Source organism: Nocardioides immobilis (assembly GCF_003515065.1).
GTDB classification, from domain to species: Bacteria; Actinomycetota; Actinomycetes; order Propionibacteriales; family Nocardioidaceae; genus Nocardioides; species Nocardioides immobilis.
This window is the reverse complement of record NZ_QXGH01000016.1, coordinates 69,894-92,024: the sequence shown is the minus strand read 5'-3', so window position 1 is coordinate 92,024 and position 22,131 is coordinate 69,894. Positions and strand designations below refer to the sequence as shown.

23 protein-coding genes are annotated in these 22,131 nt (G+C 71.9%); 16 read left to right on the top strand and 7 right to left on the bottom strand.

Annotated elements, in window-relative coordinates:
- Positions 1-22: 22 nt before the first annotated feature.
- The 7 genes from D0Z08_RS12900 to yidC all read left to right on the top strand — a co-directional run bounded on the left by D0Z08_RS12900 (position 23) and on the right by yidC (position 7,727).
- The gene (locus tag D0Z08_RS12900; RefSeq protein ID WP_118925658.1) at positions 23-1,729 is read left to right on the top strand and encodes an L-aspartate oxidase; all 1,707 of its coding nucleotides are present in this window, start codon (positions 23-25) and stop codon (positions 1,727-1,729) included.
- Complete coding sequence (nadC, locus tag D0Z08_RS12895) at positions 1,726-2,643, top strand: carboxylating nicotinate-nucleotide diphosphorylase (RefSeq protein ID WP_118925657.1); 918 nt, start codon at positions 1,726-1,728, stop codon at positions 2,641-2,643. Before D0Z08_RS12900 ends, nadC begins: the two co-directional genes overlap by 4 nt.
- On the top strand, positions 2,624-3,400 hold the full coding sequence (locus tag D0Z08_RS12890; protein WP_118925656.1) for a type III pantothenate kinase: 777 nt from the start codon (positions 2,624-2,626) through the stop codon (positions 3,398-3,400). The genes nadC and D0Z08_RS12890 overlap by 20 nt, the downstream gene beginning before the upstream one ends.
- Positions 3,401-3,518: 118 nt before the next feature.
- Positions 3,519-3,845, top strand: a complete 327-nt coding sequence (locus D0Z08_RS12885) for a histone-like nucleoid-structuring protein Lsr2 (RefSeq protein WP_118925655.1) — start codon at positions 3,519-3,521, stop codon at positions 3,843-3,845.
- A gap of 119 nt (positions 3,846-3,964) precedes the next feature.
- Complete coding sequence (locus D0Z08_RS12880; RefSeq protein WP_220454163.1) at positions 3,965-6,550, top strand: ATP-dependent Clp protease ATP-binding subunit; 2,586 nt, start codon at positions 3,965-3,967, stop codon at positions 6,548-6,550.
- 37 nt (positions 6,551-6,587) lie between these two features.
- Positions 6,588-6,872: a hypothetical protein gene (locus tag D0Z08_RS12875; protein WP_147381421.1), complete on the top strand. Its 285-nt coding sequence runs from the start codon at positions 6,588-6,590 to the stop codon at positions 6,870-6,872.
- A gap of 60 nt (positions 6,873-6,932) precedes the next feature.
- Positions 6,933-7,727, top strand: a complete 795-nt coding sequence (gene yidC / locus D0Z08_RS12870; RefSeq protein WP_118925653.1) for a membrane protein insertase YidC — start codon at positions 6,933-6,935, stop codon at positions 7,725-7,727.
- Between the two features lie 43 nt (positions 7,728-7,770).
- Here yidC and D0Z08_RS12865 read toward each other — a convergent pair whose 3' ends face one another.
- A complete protein-coding gene (locus D0Z08_RS12865) occupies positions 7,771-8,655 on the bottom strand; it encodes an HhH-GPD family protein (RefSeq protein ID WP_118925652.1) in 885 nt (294 codons plus the stop codon).
- Positions 8,656-8,723: 68 nt separating this feature from the next.
- On the opposite strand from D0Z08_RS12865, the gene D0Z08_RS12860 reads away from it, so the two are divergent.
- Positions 8,724-9,575, top strand: a complete 852-nt coding sequence (locus D0Z08_RS12860) for a hypothetical protein (protein WP_118925651.1) — start codon at positions 8,724-8,726, stop codon at positions 9,573-9,575.
- Between the two features lie 12 nt (positions 9,576-9,587).
- Here the strand turns inward: D0Z08_RS12860 and disA are convergent, their stop codons facing one another.
- Positions 9,588-10,664 carry a DNA integrity scanning diadenylate cyclase DisA gene (gene disA, locus D0Z08_RS12855; RefSeq protein WP_118925650.1) on the bottom strand — a complete coding sequence of 359 codons (1,077 nt, stop codon included), beginning with the start codon at positions 10,662-10,664 and terminating at the stop codon, positions 9,588-9,590.
- A gap of 78 nt (positions 10,665-10,742) precedes the next feature.
- Positions 10,743-12,161, bottom strand: a complete 1,419-nt coding sequence (gene radA, locus D0Z08_RS12850) for a DNA repair protein RadA (RefSeq protein WP_118925649.1) — start codon at positions 12,159-12,161, stop codon at positions 10,743-10,745.
- Positions 12,162-12,284: 123 nt separating this feature from the next.
- On the opposite strand from radA, the gene D0Z08_RS12845 reads away from it, so the two are divergent.
- Positions 12,285-13,334: a LacI family DNA-binding transcriptional regulator gene (locus D0Z08_RS12845; protein WP_245993919.1), complete on the top strand. Its 1,050-nt coding sequence runs from the start codon at positions 12,285-12,287 to the stop codon at positions 13,332-13,334.
- Between the two features lie 14 nt (positions 13,335-13,348).
- On the opposite strand, the gene D0Z08_RS12840 is transcribed toward D0Z08_RS12845, so the two are convergent.
- From D0Z08_RS12840 to D0Z08_RS12830, 3 genes are all read right to left on the bottom strand, one after another.
- Positions 13,349-14,137, bottom strand: coding sequence for a class I SAM-dependent methyltransferase (locus tag D0Z08_RS12840; protein ID WP_245993918.1), 789 nt, complete (start codon positions 14,135-14,137; stop codon positions 13,349-13,351).
- On the bottom strand, positions 14,062-14,700 hold the full coding sequence (locus D0Z08_RS12835) for a VOC family protein (protein WP_118925647.1): 639 nt from the start codon (positions 14,698-14,700) through the stop codon (positions 14,062-14,064). The genes D0Z08_RS12840 and D0Z08_RS12835 overlap by 76 nt, the downstream gene beginning before the upstream one ends.
- A gap of 89 nt (positions 14,701-14,789) precedes the next feature.
- Complete coding sequence (locus D0Z08_RS12830) at positions 14,790-15,560, bottom strand: DUF3109 family protein (protein ID WP_118925646.1); 771 nt, start codon at positions 15,558-15,560, stop codon at positions 14,790-14,792.
- 74 nt (positions 15,561-15,634) lie between these two features.
- On the opposite strand from D0Z08_RS12830, the gene D0Z08_RS12825 reads away from it, so the two are divergent.
- The 7 genes from D0Z08_RS12825 (at position 15,635) to proC (ending at position 21,379) form a co-directional block, all read left to right on the top strand.
- Positions 15,635-16,582, top strand: coding sequence for a Ppx/GppA family phosphatase (locus tag D0Z08_RS12825; RefSeq protein WP_118925645.1), 948 nt, complete (start codon positions 15,635-15,637; stop codon positions 16,580-16,582).
- A gap of 11 nt (positions 16,583-16,593) precedes the next feature.
- Positions 16,594-17,448, top strand: a complete 855-nt coding sequence (locus D0Z08_RS12820) for a sugar phosphate isomerase/epimerase family protein (protein WP_118925644.1) — start codon at positions 16,594-16,596, stop codon at positions 17,446-17,448.
- The gene (locus D0Z08_RS33395) at positions 17,445-18,038 is read left to right on the top strand and encodes a TetR/AcrR family transcriptional regulator (RefSeq protein ID WP_118925643.1); all 594 of its coding nucleotides are present in this window, start codon (positions 17,445-17,447) and stop codon (positions 18,036-18,038) included. The genes D0Z08_RS12820 and D0Z08_RS33395 overlap by 4 nt, the downstream gene beginning before the upstream one ends.
- Before the next feature lie 77 nt (positions 18,039-18,115).
- Positions 18,116-18,817: an ABC transporter ATP-binding protein gene (locus D0Z08_RS12810; protein ID WP_245993917.1), complete on the top strand. Its 702-nt coding sequence runs from the start codon at positions 18,116-18,118 to the stop codon at positions 18,815-18,817.
- Positions 18,814-19,551, top strand: coding sequence for an ABC transporter permease (locus D0Z08_RS12805; protein WP_118925641.1), 738 nt, complete (start codon positions 18,814-18,816; stop codon positions 19,549-19,551). The genes D0Z08_RS12810 and D0Z08_RS12805 overlap by 4 nt, the downstream gene beginning before the upstream one ends.
- Before the next feature lie 48 nt (positions 19,552-19,599).
- A complete protein-coding gene (locus tag D0Z08_RS12800) occupies positions 19,600-20,565 on the top strand; it encodes a proline dehydrogenase family protein (protein WP_118925640.1) in 966 nt (321 codons plus the stop codon).
- Between the two features lie 10 nt (positions 20,566-20,575).
- On the top strand, positions 20,576-21,379 hold the full coding sequence (gene proC / locus D0Z08_RS12795; RefSeq protein ID WP_118925639.1) for a pyrroline-5-carboxylate reductase: 804 nt from the start codon (positions 20,576-20,578) through the stop codon (positions 21,377-21,379).
- Here proC and D0Z08_RS12790 read toward each other — a convergent pair.
- Positions 21,376-22,089, bottom strand: a complete 714-nt coding sequence (locus tag D0Z08_RS12790; RefSeq protein ID WP_118925769.1) for an HAD family hydrolase — start codon at positions 22,087-22,089, stop codon at positions 21,376-21,378. The two genes, proC and D0Z08_RS12790, sit on opposite strands and share 4 nt — an antisense overlap.
- Between the last annotated feature and the right edge of the window lie 42 nt (positions 22,090-22,131).

The following is a 22,131-nucleotide window of genomic DNA, read 5'->3' as shown; positions in this document are numbered from 1 at the left end:
CCGGACTCGGTAGCCTGCACGGATGCCTGACGCACCGGCCGCGACGCGGCGCCTGCCCGGCCGGCTGACGGCGCCCTCGCCGGGCTGGACGACGCAGGCCGACGTGGTGATCATCGGCTCGGGGGTCGCCGGGCTCACCGCCGCGCTGCGGCTCCGCGAGCACGTCGGCACGGTGCTCGTCGTGACCAAGGACGTGCTCAACGCCGGCTCGACCCAGTGGGCCCAGGGCGGCATCGCCGCGGCCCTCGGCCCCGAGGACACTCCCGAGGAGCACGAGGTCGACACCCTCGTCGCCGGCGCCGGTGCATGCGACCGGGACGCGGTCCGGGTCCTGGTCACCGAGGGGCCCGACGCCGTCCGCGAGCTGATCGCGCTCGGCACGAACTTCGACCTCGACGCGGCCGGCGAGCTCTCGCTGACCCGCGAGGGCGGCCACCACCGGGACCGGATCGCGCACGCGGGCGGCGACGCCACCGGCGCAGAGATCCAGCGGGCCCTGATCGCCGCCATCGAGGCGGCTCCCGACATCGAGGTCATCCAGCACGCGCTGGCGGTCGACCTGCTGCTCGGCCCCGACCCCGAGGCGGCCGGCGGAAAACGGGTCGTCGGCGTGACGCTGCACGTCATCGGCGAGGGTGTCCGCGACGGCGTCGGCGCCGTCCACTGCCGCGCGGTCGTGCTCGCGAGCGGCGGGCTCGGCCAGGTCTTCTCCCAGACCACCAACCCGGCGGTGTCCACCGGCGACGGCCTGGCGATCGCGCTCCGCGCCGGGGCGACCCTGCGCGACCTGGAGTTCGTGCAGTTCCACCCGACGGTGATGTACCTCGGGCCGGACTCGCGCGGCCAGCAGCCGCTCATCTCCGAGGCGGTCCGCGGCGAGGGCGCGTTCCTCGTCGACGACGAGGGCAACCGGTTCATGCAGGGGGTGCACGAGCTGGCCGACCTGGCGCCCCGCGACGTGGTCGCCAAGGCGATCATGAAGCGGATGATCGAGACCGGGCGACCGCACATGTGGCTCGACGCCCGGCACCTCGGCCAGGCCTTCTGGGAGAGGCGCTTCCCGACCATCCTCGCCACCGCGCGCTCGCACGGGGTCGACCCGGTGACCGAGCTGATCCCCGTCGCGCCCGCCTGCCACTACGCGTCGGGCGGCGTCCGCACCGACCTGGAGGGCCGGACCGACCTTCCCGGCCTCTACGCCACCGGCGAGGTCGCCTGCTCCGGCGTGCACGGGGCCAACCGGCTCGCGTCGAACTCACTGCTCGAGGGCCTGGTCTTCTCCCGCCGGATCGCCGCCGTGCTGCCCGACGAGCTGCCGCCCTGGTCCGACCCCGTCGTGGACGAGCGCACCGCCGGGCTGGTGGCCGGCACCGTGCGGCGCGACCTGCAGGAGACGATGACCTCACGGGTCGGCGTGCTCCGCTCGGCCGACGGGCTGGGCGAGGCCTCGGCCCTGCTCGACAAGCTGGCCGGCAACTCGGCCGAGCAGGTCGACCAGGACTCGTGGGAGACGACCAACCTGCTGACGATCAGCGCTGCCCTCGCCGACGCCGCCGCGCTGCGGGAGGAGACCCGCGGGTCCCACTGGCGCGACGACTTCGCCGAGCGCGACGACGAGCGGTGGGCGGGCCACTTCGACGTCTCGATGACCGACGGGGTGACCACCGTGACGTTCCACGCCGCGGCGGCCACCGACACCGACCTGCCCACCCTCGGAGGGGCCGAATGACGCTGACCCTCACGCCGTACGACGCGGTCCCGGAGCTGCTGCTCGACGAGCTCGCCAAGGGCGGCCTCGACCCGCGGGCGACGTACGACCTGATCGCCGCCGCGCTGGCCGAGGACGTGCCGACCGAGGACGTCACCAGCGCCGCGACCATCGCCGCCGACACGCACGGCGTGGCGGACTTCAACGCCCGCGAGCCGGGTGTCGTCGCGGGACTCGGTGTGGCCGAGCTGGTCTTCCGGATGGTGCTGGGCGCCGGTGTCGAGGTGCCGCTGCGGATCGCCGACGGCACCCCCGTCTCGCCCGGCGACCCGGTGCTGACCGTCGCCGGCCCGGTGCGTGGCCTGCTGACCGCCGAGCGGACCGCGCTCAACCTCGCCTGCCACCTCTCCGGCGTCGCCACGGCCACCGCCGCCTGGGTCGCCGCGCTGGAGGGCACCCGCGCCCGGGTGCTCGACACCCGCAAGACGCTGCCGGGGCTGCGCGCCCTGCAGAAGTACGCCGTCGCCTGCGGCGGCGGGGTCAACCACCGGTTCAGCCTGTCGGACCGGGCGATGGTCAAGGACAACCACGTGCTGGCCGCCGGGGGTGTGGTGCCCGCCTACCGGGCGGTCCGAGCCGCCTACCCCGACCTGCGGGTCGAGGTCGAGGTGACCGACCTCGACCAGCTGCGGGAGCTGCTCGACGCCGGCTGCACCGAGATCCTGCTCGACAACATGCCGTCAGCGACCATGGCGGAGGCAGTAGCGATCAATGCCGGCCGAGCGACCCTCGAGGCGTCCGGCGGTCTCACCATCGAGCGTGCCCGCGAGGTCGCGGAGACCGGCGTCGACTTCATCTCGGTCGGGGCGCTGACCCACTCGGTCAGGGTGTTCGACCTCGGCATGGACCTGCGCGATGACTCTCCTCGCGGCTGACATCGGCAACGCGAGCACCGTGCTCGGGATGATCCGGGACGGTGAGGTGGGGTCGCACTGGCGGGTCGCCACGCACGAGCACCGCACCGCCGACGAGTGGGCGGTGCTGCTCCGCGGCCTGCTCGGTCCGGAGGCCGCGGAGATCTCCGGGATATCGGTGTGCGCGACGGTCCCGGCCGTCCTGAATTCCTGGCGCGAGATGCTGATGCGGCATTTCTCCGATATCCCGCACCTCGTCGTAGAACCCGGTGTGCGCACCGGCGTGCCTATCCTCGTCGACAATCCGCGCGAGGTCGGCACCGACCGCATCATCAACGCACTGGCCGCCGCCAATGATTTCGGCGGGCCGGCGATCGTCGTCGATTTCGGCGGGACCGCGACGACGTTCGACGTGATCGACAGCGAGGGCCGGTACGTCGGCGGCGCGATCACGCCCGGCATCGAGATCTCGCTCGAGGCGTTGGGCCGGCGCGGGGCCCAGCTGCGGATGGTCGAGCTGGTGCGTCCGCGCGGCGTGATCGGCAAGAACACCGTCGAGGCACTGCAGTCCGGAATGCTGTTCGGGGTGGCCAGCCAGGTCGAGGGAATGGTGGAACGGATCATCGGCGCCCTCGGTGTCGCTGCGGGAGATGTGCGCGTGATCGCCACCGGATATCTTGCAGAACTCGTCGTCGACGAATGCCGGTGTTTCACCGACCATTCGCCGTGGTTGACGCTGCGCGGCCTGGAGAAGGTGTTCCTCCGCAACGTGAAGTGAAAGCTCCGGCGGTGACGGTTCGAATTGGGCTGACTTTCCTTTGTCGGGGCAATACGGCAATATTCGCCTTGGGTGCCCGGATATCGGGCGGCTATCACTTGAGGGGAAGGCTCCAGCCATGGCACAGCGCGTCAACATCGTTCTCGTCGATGACATCGACGGCTCCGACGCGACCGAGACGGTCGCGTTCGGTCTCGACGGGACGTCCTACGAGATCGACCTCAACGAGAAGCATGCCGCCAAGCTGCGCGACGCGCTGGCGAGCTACGTGGGTCACGCCCGCAAGGTGGGCGGCGGTCGCCGTACCCGCGCCAAGGCCGGGGCTGCCACGACCGGACCCTCCGCCCGCGAGGTCCGTGACTGGGCCCGCTCCAACGGCTTCAAGGTGCCCGACCGTGGCCGGATCCCCGCCGACGTGCGCGAGGCGTTCGACTCCGCGAACTGATCGCGGCCGTCCGGCCGATTTCGCTATCAGCGGACGGGATTTTCGCTGCGCACGGAACGCGTAGGCTGTTCATCGGGTTGTACCCGTCGTACGCCCCGTGACGTGTGGAGGAGCAACAGATGTTCGAGCGGTTCACTGACCGAGCCCGCCGGGTGGTCGTGCTGGCCCAGGAAGAGGCCCGCATGCTCTCCCACAACTACATCGGCACCGAGCACATCCTGCTCGGCCTCATCCACGAGGGTGAGGGCGTTGCCGCGAAGGCCCTGGAGTCGCTCGACATCTCGCTCGAGGCCGTGCGCGCCCAGGTCGAGGAGATCATTGGCCAGGGGCAGCAGGCGCCGAGCGGTCACATCCCGTTCACGCCGCGCGCCAAGAAGGTGCTGGAGCTGTCGCTGCGCGAGGCGCTGCAGCTCGGCCACTCCTACATCGGCACCGAGCACATCCTGCTCGGACTGATCCGCGAGGGTGAGGGCGTCGCCGCCCAGGTGCTGCAGAAGCTCGGCGCCGACCTCAACCGGGTCCGCCAGCAGGTGATCCAGCTGTTGTCCGGGTTCCAGGGCAAGGAGTCCGGCTCCACCGCCGCGTCGACCGGCAGCAGCGGCAGCGACGCCCCGTCGTCCTCGCTGGTGCTCGACCAGTTCGGCCGCAACCTGACCCAGGATGCCCGTGAGGGCAAGCTCGACCCGGTCATCGGTCGCGAGCAGGAGATCGAGCGGGTCATGCAGATCCTGTCCCGCCGTACGAAGAACAACCCGGTCCTCATCGGCGAGCCCGGCGTCGGCAAGACGACCATCGTCGAGGGACTGGCCCAGGACATCGTCAAGGGCAACGTGCCCGAGACGCTCAAGGACAAGCAGATCTACACCCTCGACCTCGGCGCGCTGGTTGCGGGCAGCCGCTACCGCGGTGACTTCGAGGAGCGCCTCAAGAAGGTGCTCAAGGAGATCCGCACCCGCGGCGACATCGTGCTGTTCATCGACGAGATCCACACGCTCGTCGGCGCCGGTGCCGCCGAGGGCGCGATCGACGCCGCCAGCATCCTGAAGCCGATGCTGGCCCGTGGCGAGCTGCAGACGATCGGCGCGACGACGCTCGACGAGTACCGCAAGTACCTCGAGAAGGACGCAGCGCTCGAGCGCCGGTTCCAGCCGATCCAGGTGGCCGAGCCCTCCATCGCGCACACGATCGAGATGCTCAAGGGCCTGCGTGACCGCTACGAGGCGCACCACCGGGTGACCATCACCGACGAGGCGCTGGTCTCTGCGGCGACGCTGGCCGACCGCTACATCTCCGACCGGTTCCTCCCCGACAAGGCGATCGACCTGATCGACGAGGCCGGCTCGCGGCTGCGCATCCGCCGGATGACCGCGCCCGCCGACCTGCGCGAGTTCGACGACAAGATCTCCGAGGTCCGCCAGCGCAAGGAGGCGGCGATCGACGGGCAGGACTTCGAGGCGGCCGCGCGGCTCCGCGACGAGGAGAAGCAGCTCATCCTGAAGAAGGCCGAGCGCGAGAAGCAGTGGCGCGCCGGTGACATGGACGAGGTCGCGGAGGTCGACGAGGAGCTCATCGCCGAGGTCCTCGCGGTCGCGACCGGCATCCCGATCGTGAAGCTCTCCGAGGAGGAGTCCACCCGGCTGCTGCACATGGAGGACGAGCTCCACAAGCGGGTCATCGGCCAGGAAGAGGCCGTCAAGGCGATCTCGCGGGCGATCCGCCGTACCCGTGCCGGCATGAAGGACCCCAAGCGGCCCGGTGGCTCGTTCATCTTCGCGGGACCCTCCGGTGTCGGAAAGACCTGGCTGTCCAAGACGCTGGCGGAGTTCCTGTTCGGCGACGAGGACGCGCTGATCCAGCTCGACATGTCGGAGTTCTCCGAGAAGCACACCGTCTCGCGGCTGTTCGGCTCGCCTCCGGGCTATGTCGGCTACGAAGAGGGCGGGCAGCTCACCGAGAAGGTGCGCCGCAAGCCGTTCTCGGTCGTCTTGTTCGACGAGGTCGAGAAGGCGCACCCCGACATCTTCAACAGCCTGCTGCAGATCCTGGAGGAAGGTCGCCTGACCGACTCGCAGGGCCGGGTGGTCGACTTCAAGAACACCGTCATCATCATGACCACCAACCTCGGCACCCGCGACATCTCCAAGAGCGTCAATCTCGGGTTCGGGCAGGGCGGCGGCGAAGACGCCTACGAGCGGATGAAGACCAAGGTCAGGGATGAGCTCAAGCAGCACTTCCGGCCTGAGTTCCTCAACCGCGTCGACGAGATCATCGTCTTCCCGCCGTTGACCCAGGAGCAGATCGTGCACATGGTCGACAACATGATCGCGGGGGTCGAGCTGCGCCTCAAGGACCGCGACATGACGCTCGAGCTGACCCAGGCAGCCAAGAACCTGCTCGCCGAGCGGGGCTTCGACCCGGTGCTGGGCGCCCGGCCGCTGCGGCGCACGATCCAGCGCGAGATCGAGGACGTGCTCTCCGAGAAGATGCTGTTCGGCGAGGTCGGCCCCGGTCAGATCGTGCTGGTCGACGTCGACGGGGAGGGTCCGACGGCGACCTTCACCTTCGAGGGCCAGAAGATGAGCGAGCTGCCCGACATGCCGCCGCTCGAGACCACCGCGGTCGAGGGCGGACTGGACGGACCGGCCAGCCCTAGCACGCCGGCCGAGGGTGGCCCGACCGACGTACCCCGCTCTGCGGGCGAGTAGCAAAGCACGCGAGATGGCGTCCGATCGCAGTCACCTGATGACTGGGGTCGGACGCCGTCCTGCATTTGCGCTGGGGCTGCTGGTCGCGGTCCTGGCGCCGGCCCTCGCCGGATCCCCGTACGACGCCTCGGCGGCGCTCGCCGTCGCGCTCGTCTCCCTGGCGGTGGCCGTCGCCGCGCTCAGCAGTCACCACGCGGCGACCCTCGGCCCTGAGCGGATGAGCGCCGTCGCCCGCGCGGACCGGGCGACGCCGTACCTCTCCCAGCGGGTCACCGACCCCGTCTGCTCCCCGCGCCGACCGCGCGCTCCTGAACACGGCTGATCCTCGCGCTCCGTCGCGACCACATCAGCCCTTTCCCTTCTCCCGTTCAGGAGCACACCCATGCCTGTCCTCGATCCGATCTCCCACGCGCTCGCGGCGGTCGTCGCCGGCGCCCACTCCGGCCTGACCGCCCTCGGCGCCGATCCGTCCGCCGGCACCACCTGGCTGCTGTGCATCGCGACGGTCGTCGCGGTGGTCCGGCTCGCGCTGCTGCCGCTCGTCGTGCGCGGCGTCCGTCAAGCCCATGCCGCGGCGCGGGCGAGACCGCACCTCAGGAAGATCACCGAGCGCTACCGCGACCGCAAGGACGCCGAGAGCCTGCGGAAGATGATGGCCGAGCGGCGCCTGGTCGCGGCCGAGCACGGCGTCTCCCGCCTGGGCTGCCTGCCGCTGCTGCTCCAACTGCCGATCTGGCTGGCGCTCTACCACCTGGTGGCCGATGTCGCGGCCGGGACGCCGGTCGGGGCGATGGACGCCGGGCTGGCGGCCTCGCTCGGAGGGGCCACGGTGCTCGGTGTCTCCCTCGCCGGGCGTGGCTACCTCGGCGCCGGCGGGACCCACCTGGCCGTGGTCGCCGGCCTGGCTGCGGTGACCGCCGTCGTCGGCTACGTCACCCAGCGCTACCTCGTCGCCACCAACGTCGTCACGGCCGACCTGCCCGAAGCCGTGGTGAGTGCCCAGCAGCTGATGCCGGGCGTGGCAGCGGTGGGCATCCTCGGCGCCGGCGGCGTGGTGCCGGTCGCGCTGCTCGCGTACTGGCTCATCAACGCGCTCTGGACGCTCGCCCAGTCTGCGGTCGTCTGGCGCTGGTTCCCGACGCCGGGATCACCGGCGGCGCTGCGGCAAGCGGCGTAACCAGAGGGGATTCCGTGAAGCAGGTGCACGGACGCCCCTCCACTCACGGGAGTGCGTAGCGGCCGGGGGTGGCAATGACCACCAAGCCGTCGTCGAGCAGCGAAGCCAGGCAGCGCTCGCGTTGGTCGTCGTCGTCCCACACGGCGTCGAGTCGTTCCTTCGGCACCGAGCCCGGCGCATCGCGCAGCACGGCCAGCAGCCGGCCCCGGCACTGGCGGTCGGTGCCGGCATAGGTCTGCACGGGGCGGGGCGGTCCGTCGTACGCCGGTCGCCCGGCGATGTGCCATGCGCAGCGATCGACGACGGGGCAGCTCGCGCACTTCGGGCGGTCCGCGGTGCAGACCAGCGCGCCGAGCTCCATCACCGCGACCGACCAGGTGGCGGCGGTCGGCGGGTCCTGGGGGAGGAGCGACTCGGCGACGGCCCGCTCGGCCTTCGTCACGGAGCGTGCCGGGAACTCCACCCCCGTCACCGCCCGCCCGAGCACCCGCCGGACGTTGGTGTCGAGCACGACCTGCCGCTGCCGGTAGGCGAACGCAGCGACAGCGGCCGCGGTGTAGTCGCCGACGCCGGGGAGGGCGCGGAGCGCGTCGTACGAGTCGGGTACGACGCCCTCGTGGTCGGCAACGATCGCCACCGCGGCCGCGTGCAGGCGGAGTGCCCGGCGGGGGTAACCGAGCCGCCCCCAGGCCCGCACCGCCTCGCCACCCGGCTCGGCGGCGAGGTCGGCCGGGGTCGGCCAGCGGTCCAGCCAGGCCTCGTGCACGGGCAGCACCCGGGAGACCGGCGTCTGCTGCAGCATGAACTCCGAGACCAGAACCGACCACGGCGAGGCCGACGTGCGTCGCCACGGCAGGTCGCGGGCGTGCGCGTCGTACCACTCGAGGATCGGGTCGACCAGGCGGTCGGCGGACGGGAGTGTGGTCATCGCAACGATTGTCCCCTGTGTCGACGCGCCTCCGCCGCGCGGACCCGACTGCTGCCTAGCCTCGGACCATGCCGCCGCTGACCCGTGGCCCGCTGCCGGCGGGCGTCTACTGGCGCCGCCGGGTCTTCGTCCTCGCGCTGGCCGCGACGTTGGTCTTCGTCATCGCCAACGTGCTCGGCGGGGGCAGCGACGCCCGGGACGACAAGGTCCCGACGGCCCAGCAGGCCGGCGGGGAGGTCGAGGCCTCGCAGACGATCACCGTCGACGAGGGCAAGAAGAAGAACCGCAAGGGCAAGCGCAACCGGAGCACTCCGCAGGGCCCGACCTTCGACCCCAACGCGCTCGTGGAGCCCGACGGCAACTGCGACGCGGCCGACGTCCGGGTGACGCCCCGGGTCGAGTCCGGCGTTGCCGGTGAGCCGGTGCTCATCGGCCTCAGCCTCCAGACCGTGCAGGCCGAGGCGTGCTACTTCCGGATCGGCTCGGACAAGATCACGATCAAGGTCACCCGCGACGGCCGCGAGGTCTGGACGTCGCGGGAGTGTCCCGCACCGGTGCCGGACGAGTCGGTGGTCGTACGGCGGATGGTGGCCACCGTCGTGGAGATGCAGTGGATCCCCCATCCCGTGGGAGCCCGGCGCGGCCACGAGTGCCCCGGCGCCGACGAGTGGCTGCTGCCCAACGACTACACGGTCACCGCTGCCGCGCTCGGGGGCGAGCCGGCCGAGACGGACTTCGAGCTGACCGCGCCGGCCCGCGAGACGATCCCGCCCGACCCCAAGGGCGACCGCAAGGGCAAGCGCGGCGGTGACGAGGGCGCCCAGGACCAGGACGACCAGCAGCAGGGCGACGAGCGGCAGGACGACGAGCGGCAGGACGACGAGCCGACGGACACGTCGACCGACGAGCCCCGCCGGTAGGTCGGACGCGACTCAGACGTAACGCTCGAGGATCGTCGACTCGGCGAGGCGCGACAGCCCCTCGCGCACGCTCCGGGCCCGGAGCTCGCCGACGCCCTCGACGGCCTGGAGGTCGTCGATGCCGGCCGAGAGCAGCTTCTGCAGCGTGCCGAAGTGGTCGACCAGGCCCTCGACGACGCCCGCCGGCAGCCGGGGGACCTTGGTGAGCAGCCGGTAGCCGCGCGGCGCGACCGCACCGTCCAGGTGTTCACCGGCGCCGATGCCGAGCACCCGCGCGACCGAGGCCGGGTCGACCAGGTCGGTCGCGGAGAGTCCTTCCAGCTTCGCCAGCAGCTCGTCGGGCTCGCGGCTGCGGCGCCGGGACGGCACGTAGTCGCGGATGACCAGCTCCCGCTCGATGTCGACGCCCGTGATCAGCTCCTCGAGCTGGAGGGCGAGCAGTCGGCCGTCGGTGCCGAGCTCGAGCACGTAGTCGTCGATCTCGCGCGCGATCCGGGTGACCATCTCGAGCCGCTGGGCGACCACGGCGACGTCGCGTACCGTCACCAGGTCCTCGATCTCGAGCGCGGACAAGGTGGCGGACACCTCGTCGAGCCGCAGCTTGTAGCGCTCCAGGGTCGCCAGCGCCTGGTTGGCGCGGGACAGGATCTGACCCGAGTCCTCGAGGACGTGCCGGGTCTCGCCGACGTACGCCGCGATGATCTGCATCGACTGCGACACCGAGATGACGGGGAAGCCGGTCTGGCGGGCGACCCGGTCGGCGGTGCGGTGCCGGGTGCCGGTCTCCTCCGAGGGGATCGTGTGGTCGGGCATCAGGTGGACCGCGGCGCGGATGATCCGGGTGATGTCGCGGTCGATGATGATGCCGCCGTCCATCTTCGCCAGCTCGCGGAGCCCGGTGGCGGTGAAGGGTACGTCGAGCTCGAACCCGCCCGTCGAGATCTGCTCGACCGTCTTGTCGTTGCCGAGGACGATCAGCGCGCCGGTGCGGCCGCGCAGGATCCGCTCGAGCCCGTCGCGAAGCCCGGTCCCCGGCGCGATCGACGCCAGCGTCTCGCGGAGGCGCGGGTCACCCGGCCGCTCAGCCACAACGAACTCCCATCCCTAGCCGGGTCGTCACCCGGTCGATCGCAACCTTAAGGCCAACCGGGTCGGAGCGTGCGGCCGTTATCCGCTCTCGACGACCTTGAGCGCCCGGTCGAGGTGCAGGAGGCGGAGCGCCGTGCGGACGTCGGGCGCCTCGACGACCCGCATGCCGTCGACCGCGCGGAACGATCCCGGCGAGCCGGGTTCGGCCGGCACGACCGCGAGCTCGAAGCCGAGCCGCGCGGCCTCGGCCAGCCGCTGCTGCACGTCGCGGACCCGGCGCAGCTCGCCGGACAGGCCGATCTCGCCCATGGCGACGACGCCGCCCGGGGTCGGGTTGAGGTGGTGCGACGACGCCAGCGCGATCGCCAGCGCGAGGTCGGCCGCCGGTTCGGTGAGCTTCGCGCCGCCGACGGTCGAGGCGAAGACGTCGCGCTGGCCGAGCCCGATGCCGCAGTGCTGCTGGAGGACCGCGAGCACCATGGCGAGGCGGGACCCGTCGACCCCGGACGTCGTACGGCGAGGGCGCTCCTGCGACGCCGGCGCCACCAGGGACTGCACCTCTGCCAGCAGCGGGCGGCGGCCCTCCATCGTCACCGCGACACAGGTGCCGGCGACCCGGCCGTGGTGGCGCTCGACGAAGATGCCGGTCGGGTCGGTGACGGCGGTGATGCCGTCGGGTCCGAGGTCGAAGCAGCCGACCTCGTCGACGGGGCCGAACCTGTTCTTGACCGCGCGGACCATCCGGAACCGGCTGCCGGACTCGCCCTCGAAGTGCAGCACCACGTCGACGATGTGCTCCAGCACCCGGGGACCGGCGATCGACCCGTCCTTCGTGACGTGGCCGACCAGCACCACGGTGATGCCGCGGGTCTTGGCGACGCGCACCAGCGCGGCGGCGACCTCCTTGACCTGGGTGACGCCGCCGGGCACCCCGTCGACGCCGGACGCGCCGATCGTCTGCACCGAGTCGACGACGACGAGCCGGGGGCGGACGTCCTCGATGTGGGTGAGGACCGCGCCGAGGTCGGTCTCGGCGGCGAGGTAGAGCTCGTCGTGCACGGCGTCGGTGCGGTCGGCGCGCAGCCGCACCTGGGCCGCGGACTCCTCGCCGGTGATGTAGAGGGTGCGCTGGTGGCGGGCCGCCGTGCGGGCAGCAACCTCCAGCAGCAGGGTGGACTTGCCGACGCCGGGTTCGCCGGCCAGCAGTACGGCGGCGCCGGGCACCAGGCCGCCGCCGAGCACCCGGTCGAGCTCGGGCACGCCCGACGCGACGTGGACCGCCTCGTCGGCCGGCACGGATCCGATCGGCACCGCCGGCGTGGTCACCGGCGTCGCGGTCGTGCGGCCGGCGGGCGTGACGCCGACCTCGGCCACCGATCCCCACGCCTGGCACTCCCCACAGCGCCCGACCCACTTGGCGGTCGCCCAGCCGCACTCGGAGCAGCGGTAGGTCGCGCGCGACGCGGCGGGACGGAGGGTTCGCGAGGTGGAGGCCATGCCCCTGACGGTAGGGGACCCATCCGACAATATGTTCGAATGCGGCCAGGCGTGTCTCCGGCGAGCACGCCCGGCCGTATCCTCGACACACCCAGCCGTTCCCCCGACCGCGCGGAGCACACAGTGCCGTCTCGACCGCCAGCGCCGCTGCCGCCGACCCTCGCCGACGTCGCCGAGCGGGCCGGGGTCTCCCGGCAGACGGTGTCGAACGCCATCAACAACCCGGACCTGCTGCGGCCCGAGACACTGGTGCGGGTCCAGGACGCGATCCAGGCGCTGGGCTACCTGCCCAACCGCGCTGCCCGCCACCTGCGCACCCGTGCCTCGCACCTGATCGGGCTGCGGATGTCGCCCGCGCAGGAGTTCACGGCCAACGCCGCGATGGACCGCTTCGTGCACGCGCTGGTCGAGGCGTCCCGCGAGGCGGGCTACCACGTGCTGCTCTTCTCCGGCGGACCCGGGAAGCCGGACACCACGGCCGCCGACCTGGTGCGGGGGTACGACGACCTGCTCCGCTCCACCGCCGTCGACGCCTTCATCGTCACCGACACCTATCTCGGCAACCCCCAGACCCGGTGGCTGAGCGAGCGACGGGCGCCGTTCGTCGCCTTCGGCCGGCCCTGGGCGGACCCGGATGCGACCCATCCGTGGGTCGACGTCGACGGGGCCGCGGGCGTCGTACTCGCGACCGAGCACCTCATCGGGCGCGGCCACGAGCGGATCGCCTGGATCGGCTGGGCGGAGTCGTCGTTCATCGGCCAGGACCGGCGGTCGGGCTGGGAGCGCGCCATGGCCGCAGCCGGCCGCGCGACAGACGGCCTCGCCCTCAGCGTCACCGACACCGTCGCCGGCGGCCGCGAGGCGAGCGCCGCCCTCCTGGACACGGCCCACCCCTCGGCGATCGTGTGCGCGTCCGACACGCTCGCGGTCGGCGTACTCCACACGCTCGCCGAGCGCGGCCTCTACCCGGGACGCGACATCGCGGTGGTCGGGTTCGACGACTCCCAGGTCGCCCAGGTGGTGCCCCCCGGCCTGACCTCGGTCCGGCAACCGCTCGAGCAGGTCGCCCTCGAGCTGGTGCGCACGCTCGAGGCCCTGCTGGCGCGCGAGCCGTACGACGGGCGCGGGGTGCTGCTCACTCCGACGCTGGCTGTGCGGGGGTCGTCCGGCTAGGTGGGCATCCCGGGTCAGAAGTCCCGCGACCAGAGGTTCACCGCGTAGTCGACCTCGAGCCCCGCGTGTCCCCGCAGGATCGTGTCGGCGACCTCGGGCTTGAACTCGATCCGCACCACGGCCTCGAGGTCGGCGCGGCTCGCGAACCGCCAGCCCATGTCGACCGGCGTGCGGGTCCAGCCGCGCTGCGACCAGAACCGCTCGATCTCGGCCGGAGCGGGCAGGTGCGGGTAGCCGCGGCGGAACCAGGAGCCGAAGGTCGACCGCGACCCGTCGTTGTCGATGACCAGCGCGGTGCCGCCGCGCCGGACGACCCGGTCGAGCTCGGCAAGACCCGGCTCGCAGCCGGGGCCGAAGAAGTAGGCCCAGCGGACGTGCACCACGTCGACGCTGGCGTCGGGGAGCGGGATCTCCTGGGCGGTCCCGAGCCGTACGTCGACGGTGTCCAGGCCGCGGGTACGACGCTGCGCCAGCCGCGCCAGTCCCGGATGCGGCTCGACGCCCGCCACGGTGGCGGCGGTCCCGGCGAACCGCGGCAGGTGGAAGCCCGACCCGCAGCCGAGGTCGAGCACGGTGCGCCCCCGCCAGGAGACGCGCGACTCCATCGCGGCCCAGAGGCGGCCGTCGGGATCGGCGGCGCGGTTCTCGAGCTCATAGGTGGCGGTGTGCTGCCAGATGTTCGGGCTGGGTACGGCGCCCGCGACCGGCCGCTCGTTCAGAGCGAAGCTCAGATCCGGACGATGCCGTCCGGCGTCTGCACCTGCGCGGCGAGGATGCCCGGGGTGCCGTGCGGGGCGACCCACTCGACCTTGACGTCCTCGAGCGGCGCCTCGACGCTCTCGCCGAGCCACTCGCTGACCCGCTGCGGGTCACCGGCGATCTCGATGCCGGCGAGCGAGACGGAGCCGTCGGCGCCGGCCGACGGGTGCAGGTCGCCCGGCACGTCCCACTGGATGAAGAACGGGAGCTGCGGGTCGGCGATCAGGCCCTGGATGCCGATCTGCTTCCACCTGAGCTCGGTGCCGTCGGGGCGGTGCCGGCTGCCGATAACGGCCGCGCGTCCGAGGCGCTCCTCGACCGGCGTGATGTCCGGCACCGAGACGACCCAGCCGAGCCAGCCGCCACCGAGCGCCGAGCGCGCCCGCACGGCCTGGCCGAACGGCGCCTTGTCGGACGCGGGGTGGTCGAGCACCTCGACGATCTCGAGGTACGTCGCGTCAGCGAGCGGCAGGATCATGTTGCGGGTGCCGAAGCGCGGGTGCACACCGCCGTCGACGAAGTCGCGCCCTAGTGCGGCACCGAGGCGGGCAGCGGTGCCCGCAAGTCCGTCCGGTCCGGCGGCGTACGACAGGTGATCCAGGCGCATGTCAGACATTCTCAGCCTGTGTCGATCGCCACGCTCAATCGGGGTCGGGTTCTCTTGATATCGAGAGGTACGGCGGTCGCCGTCCCCGATCAGCCCCGGTCGGCCGGATGCAGCGCCAGCGCCGACCGCGACCGCAGGTGGGCCTCGCAGTGGCGGGCGAGCTCGTCGTACGCCTCCCGCCCCATCAGCGCGACCAGCTCGGGCTCGTTGGTGACGTAGACCGGCTCGACGGCGACGTGCGCCTCGGTGTTGCCCGAGCAGTACCAGTCCAGGTCGTGCCCGCCCGCGCCCCAGCCGCGGCGGTCGTACTCGGTGATGGTGACCTCGGTGTACGTCGACCCGTCCTGCCGCTCGACCTCGCGGTAGAGCCGGCGGATCGGCAGCTGCCAGCACACGTCCGGCTTGGTCTCGAGCGGGTTCCTGCCCTGCTCCAGCGCCAGGCCGTGCAGCGCGCACCCGGCGCCGGTCGGGAAGTCGGCGCGGTTGTGGAACACGCAGCCGCGCTGGCCGTCGACCTCGATCGCCTTGGTCTTGCGGTCGCCGTCCTCGTCCTTCTCGACCCAGTCCTTCTTCCGCACCTTGCCGTCGGGGCGGCGGGGGTGGAACTGCCACTGCTCGGGCGTGAGCTGGTCGACGTACGACGCGACCCGCTGCTCGTCGTCCTTGTCGCTGAAGTGCGCGCCTAGCGTGCAGCAGCCGGTGTCGGGGGAGTCGGCGTAGATGCCGTGGCAGCCCTGGCCGAAGATGCAGGTGAACGACGAGGTCAGCCAGGTGAGGTCGCAGCGCATCACCTCGGTCTCGTCGGCCGGGTTGACGAACTCGACGAACGCTCGGGGGAAGTCCAGGTCGACCTCGGGCATTGGTCAAACCTACTCGTCCGGGGTTCGGGCTCGCCCCCGCTTCCCGCCTGTGGGATGGGCGATACGGTGGTCCCATGCGGCTGGGCGTGCTCGACATCGGATCGAACACCGGGCACCTGCTGGTGGTCGATGCCCACGACGGCGCCGCCCCGCTGCCGGCCTTCTCGCTCAAGCAGCCGCTACGACTGGCCGAGCACCTCGACGCCGAGGGCGCGGTCAACCAGACCGGCATCGACGCGCTGACCTCGTTCACCGCCGAGGCGCTCGTGGTGGCCGAGGAGAAGGGCTGCGAGGCGATGCTCTCGTTCGCCACCTCGGCGGTGCGCGACTCCCGCAACGCGGACGCGGTGCTCGCCCACGTGCACAGCAGCACGGGCGTGAAGATCGAGGTGCTGTCCGGCGAGGACGAGGCACGGCTGACGTTCCTCGCCGTACGGCGCTGGTTCGGCTGGTCGGCCGGCAAGCTGACCGTGTTCGACATCGGTGGCGGCTCGCTCGAGATCGCGACCGGCGCCGACGAGCGTCCCGATGTCGCCCAGTCCCTTCCGCTGGGGGCGGCGCGACTGGCGTCGACGTACTTCTCGTCCCCGGTCGACGAGGCCGAGCTGAAGCGGATCCGCCGCAGCATCCGCGCCGACATGGCGAAGGACGCGGGTCAGGTCCTGAGGACCGGTACGACGCACCGGGCCGCTGCCACCTCCAAGACCTTCCGCTCGCTGGCCCGGATCTGCGGCGCGGCGCCGTCGACCGACGGCCCGCTGGTGCCGCGGTCGCTGGCGCTCGCAGACCTGCGCGAGTGGATCCCCAAGCTGGTCGGCATGTCCCCGGCAGAGCTGGCCGACCTGCCCGGCGTCTCGCTCAGCCGCACCCACCAGATCGTGCCCGGGGCGATCGTCGCCGAGGCGTGCATGGACATCTTCGACCTCGCCGAGCTGGAGATCTGCCCGTGGGCCCTGCGCGAGGGCGTGATCCTCGAACGCATCGACAAGCTCGGCAGTGATGTCGGGGCCGACCCGGACTGAGGGGGCCTGACATGTCCGGACAGGGACGTCCGCGGATCGGGCTGTCGACCTCGTCCGTCTACCCCGAGTCGACCGCCCACGGGTTCAGCTGGGCCGCCGAGATCGGCTATGAGGCGGTCGAGGTGATGGTCGGGATCGACGCGCTCTCGCAGCAGACCGTCGCGATCCAGCAGCTCATCGACCACCACGAGATGCCGGTGTGCGCGATCCACGCGCCCTGCCTGCTCTTCACGCAGCGGGTCTGGGGCACCGAGCCGTGGGGCAAGCTCTCGCGCTCGGCGGAGATGGCCGCGGCGGTGGGCGCCGACGTGGTCGTCGTGCACCCGCCGTTCCGGTGGCAGAAGGACTACGCCCGCGACTTCGTCAACGGCATCGCGGCGCTGGAGGAGTCGACCGGGATCGCCTTCGCCGTCGAGAACATGTACCCGTGGCGGGCGTCGCGGCGCCACCTGGAGATGTACCTCCCGGGGTGGGACCCGTCCGCCGAGCCCTACGCCAACACCACCATCGACCTCTCCCACGCCGCCATCGCGCACGCCCCGCCGATCGAGATGGCCGAGCGGCTCGGCTCGCGGCTGCGGCACATCCACCTCACCGACGGGTCCGGCTCCGCCAAGGACGAGCACCTGGTGCCCGGGCGCGGGAAGATGGGCGCGGCCGACTTCCTGCGCCACCTGGCCGACACCGGGTTCGACGGAGAGGTCGTGCTCGAGATCAACACCCGGCGGTGCACGACCCGCGAGGAGCGGGAGGCCGACCTCCGGGAGTCGCTGGAGTTCGCGCGCGAGCACCTGGCGCCGCGCGAGGCGGGCGCGGTCCGCCGTACTGCCTCCACCGAGGCGGGGGAGACGGTCACCGGCCCGTGAGCACCAGCACCCGTCGCGGCCGCCGACCCGGCCGACCCGACACCAAGGCGGCGATCCTCGTCGCCGCGCGGGAGCGGTTCGCCGCCTCCGGCTTCGGAGGTACGACGATCCGCGCGATCGCGAACGACGCCGGCGTCGACGCCGCCCTGGTCCACCACTACTTCGGCTCCAAGGACGACCTGTTCGTCGCGGCGCTCGAGCTGCCGGTGGACCCGCGTGCCGTCATCGGCGCCGCGGTCGCCGGACCGGCGGAGGAGGCCGCGGAGAAGCTGCTGCGCACCTTCCTGTCCGTCTGGGACGACCCCGGTTTCCAGCCGGCGCTGCTCGCGACCGTACGGCGGATCCTCGAGCCCGGCGGCGACAAGCTGATCCGGGAGGGGTTCCTCCCCGTCGTACTCCTGCCCGTCGGTGAGCAGCTCGGCATCGACCGCCCCGACCTGCGGATGCCGCTGGTCGCCAGCCAGGTGATCGGGCTGATCGTCGCCCGCTACGTCGTCCGGATCGAGCCGATCGCCACCCTCGAACCCGAACACCTGGTCGCGATCTACGCGCCCACGATCCAGCGCTACCTCACCGGCCCGCTGCCCTAGGTGGGGCTCGCGACGGTGCGCGCCCCTTGATTCCGCCGCCCACCAGGAGCATTATTCATCACATGATGAATAATGCTGTGGAGGTAGCGAGCCTGGCCGTCGTCCGGGGCCGGCGCGAGGTGCTGCACGGGCTGGACTTCACGATCCCGGTCGGCCAGGTGACCGGCCTGCTGGGGCCGTCCGGCTGCGGCAAGTCGACGCTGATGCGCGTCCTCGTGGGCGTGCAGGCGGGCGTGACCGGCACGGCCACGGTCTTCGGGGAGCCCGCCGGCGCGAAGGCGCTCCGGCACCGGGTCGGCTACGTCACCCAGGCGCCCAGCGTGTACGACGACCTCAGCGTCACCGAGAACCTCGCCTTCTTCGCGCGCGTGCTCGGTGTCGACCGCGCCGAGGCGACCCGGTGCATCGAGGCGGTCGACCTCGTCGACCATGCCGACGACGTCGTCGCCCGCCTGAGCGGCGGCCAGCGGTCGCGCGCCAGCCTCGCCGTCGCGCTGCTCGGGAACCCGAGCATGCTCGTGCTCGACGAGCCGACGGTCGGGCTCGATCCCGTGCTGCGTGAGGACCTGTGGCAGATGTTCCACCGGCTCGCGGACGACGGCGTCGCCGTACTCGTCTCCAGCCACGTCATGGACGAGGCCGAGCGCTGCGACCGGCTGCTCCTCATGCGGGACGGCGTCTTCATCGCCGACGGCACCCCGACCGAGATCAAGGAGAAGGCCGGCGTCGACGACATCGAGCAGGCGTTCCTCGCGATCGTGAGGGGTGAGGCGGCATGAGCCCCCGGATCACCGCAGCCATCGCGGCCCGCGTCCTCACCCAGCTGCGCCGCGACCACCGCACGCTGGTGATCATGCTGGTGCTGCCGTGCCTGCTGATCAGCCTGCTCTGGTGGATGTTCGACGACCTGCCGGGCGACACCTTCGACCGGCTGGGGCCCGCCCTGCTCGCGATGTTCCCCTTCATCGTGATGTTCCTGGTCACCAGCGTCACCACGCTCCGCGAGCGCTCCGGCGGCACCCTCGAACGGCTGCTCGCGATGCCCATGGGCAAGCTCGACTTCCTCTTCGGCTACGCGATCGCGTTCGGCCTGGTCGCCGCCGTCCAGTCCGCGCTCGCGGTCGCGCTCAGCGTCGGCCTGCTCGACCTCAGCATCGAGGGCCCGGTGTGGTTGCTGACCGTGGTCGCCGTCGGCGATGCCGTCCTCGGCAGCGCCCTCGGCCTCTTCGTCAGCGCGTTCGCGCGCACGGAGTTCCAGGCGGTGCAGTTCATGCCGGCGTTGGTGATCCCGCAGATCCTGTTGTGCGGCCTGTTCGTCCCGCGGTTCGCGCTGCCCGAGATCCTTGAGGCCGTCAGCGACGTCCTGCCGCTCTCGTACGCCGTCGACGCGATGCAGCAGCTCACCACCTCGGCCAGCACCGGCGAGGTGTGGACCGACCTCGCGGTCGTCGCGGCGTACGCCGTCGCCGGGCTGGCCCTCGGCGCCGGCACCCTGCGACGCCGGAGCGAGTGACCCGTCCCGAAGCGGCATCTGCTGGGCTGTCGTCGTACCTTTGTTCGTATGCGTCCCGTGCGTGATTCGCTCCTTCTCCTCTCGCGCAGCCACACCGTGAAGCGGCTCATCACCACGCTCCCGGTGTCGGCAGCCGTCGTCCGGTCCTACGTCCCGGGCGAGCGAGCCGAGGACGCGGTCGCGGCGTCGGCCCAGCTGGCGGGGGAGGGCATCAACATCACCCTCGACTACCTCGGCGAGGACACGACCGACGTCGAGCAGGCGGAGGCGACGGTCGCGGCCTACCTCGAGCTCCTCAAGCAGCTCGCCGCCAAGGGCCTCGCCCGCCGGGCCGAGGTCAGCGTGAAGCTCACCGCGATCGGGCTCGCACTGGACGACGACGTCGCGCCCGGCGGCGGCCGCAAGATCGCCCTCGAGAACGCCCGCGCCATCTGCCGCGCCGCGCGCAACGCCGGCACCACGGTCACCCTCGACATGGAGGACCACACCACCACCGACCGGACGCTCGACATCCTGCGCGAGCTGCGCAAGGACTTCCCCGAGACCGGCGCCGTGCTGCAGGCCTACCTGCATCGCACCGAGTCCGACTGCCGGGCGCTGGCGTACGCCGGCAGCCGGGTCCGCCTCTGCAAGGGCGCCTACGACGAGCCGTCCGAGGTCGCCTTCACCGACCCCGGCGAGGTCGACAAGGCGTACGTGCGCTGCCTCAAGATCCTGCTCGGCCACGCCGGCTCCGAGGGTGACTGCTACCCGATGATCGCCACCCACGACCCGCGCCTGATCGAGATCGCGTCCTCGCTCGCGAGCCGCTACGGCCGTGCGCAGGGCACCTACGAGTACCAGATGCTCTACGGCATCCGCCCCAACGAGCAACGCCGCCTCGCCTCTGCCGGCGAGACCGTCCGGGTCTACGTGCCCTACGGCACCGAGTGGTACGGCTACCTCATGAGAAGGCTCGCGGAGCGCCCGCAGAACCTGTCATTCTTCCTGACGTCCCTGATCAAGAAGAGCTAGCGAGCCTCCCATGAAGCAGACCGCCGTCATCGGCGCCGGAGTGATGGGCGAGACCCTGCTGTCCGGCCTGGTCCGAGCAGGTCGCCGCGTCGACCAGCTCCTCGTCGGAGAGAAGCGGGAAGCGCGCGCCGCCGAGCTCGAGGAGAGGTACGGCGTCGCGGTCGTCTCCAACGTCGAGGCCGCCGCCAAGGCGGAGACCGTCGCCCTCGTGGTGAAGCCACAGGACATGGCCGACGTCCTCGACGAGATCGCGGGCTCGCTCCGTCCGGGCCAGCTGCTGGTGTCGCTCGCGGCCGGCATCACCACGGCCTTCATCGAAGCGCGGGTGCCGGCGGGGGTCGCGGTCGTCCGGGTCATGCCCAACACGCCCGCGCTCGTCGACGAGGGCATGTCGGCGATCTCGGCCGGCTCCCACTGCGACGAGGAGCACCTGGCCGAGGCCGAGGCGCTGATGGCATCGGTCGGCAAGGTGATCCGGGTCCCCGAGAAGCAGCAGGACGCGGTCACCGCGATCAGTGGCTCCGGCCCGGCGTACATCTTCTTCGTGGTCGAGTCGATGATCGAGGCGGGCGTGCACCTCGGCCTGCCCCGCGCGACCGCGCACGAGCTGGTCGTCCAGACCCTGGTCGGCTCGGCGCACATGCTCCGCGAGACCAACGAGCACCCGACCGTCCTGCGCGAGCAGGTCACCTCGCCCGGCGGCACCACCGCCGCGGCCCTGCGGGAGCTCGAGATCCACAAGGTCCGTGCGGCGTTCCTCGCTGCCCTCGAGGCCGCCCGTGACCGCTCCCGCGAGCTCGCCAGCGGGTCCTAGGACGCCCAGCCCAGCTCGGCGAGCGACTTGATCCGGTCCACACCCCGCACCTCGTCGGCGCGGTAGCGGGCGACCCGGTCGATCAGCACCCCGGCCATCCCGGCGGCGCGGGCGCCCTGGATGTCGTGGCGCAGGGAGTCGCCGACCATCACCACGCCGCCCGGGTCGACACCCAGGTCGGCGCAGGCGTGCCGGAACGCGCGTGGGTCGGGCTTCGCCGCGGGCAGCGAGGACGACGCGTAGACCGGGACGTCGTACGACGCCAGGCCGGTGCGTCGCACCTTCTCCTCCTGCGCCGTCTGGTCGCCGTTGGTGAGGATGCCGACCGGCAGTCCCAGCGCCCGCACCCGGGCGAGCGCGGGGCCGGCGTCCTGGAACGCCGACCAGGCCGCGCGGAAGCACGCGAGATAGCCGCCGATCACGTCGTCGGCGACGGCGTCGTCGCGCAGGTCGCAGCCGGGGAAGAACCCGCGGATCCGCGCGCGCCGCTGCTCCATGTGGGAGATCTCGCCGCGCTGGAACCGCTCGTAGTGGAGGGCCTCGAGCGCGAACCAGCGCTCGACGTGCTCCTCGAGCATCTCGTCGAGCCCCAGCGAGGCGAGCCACACCCGCAGCCCGCGCTCGACCGCGCCGCGGTGGTCGACGAGGGTGTCGTCGAGGTCGAACAGCACCCCGGTCACCGGCCTCCCGAGCCACGTCGCTGCCGTCATGCTCGCCATTTTCGCAGCCGCCGCCGACAGTCCGGCGACCGG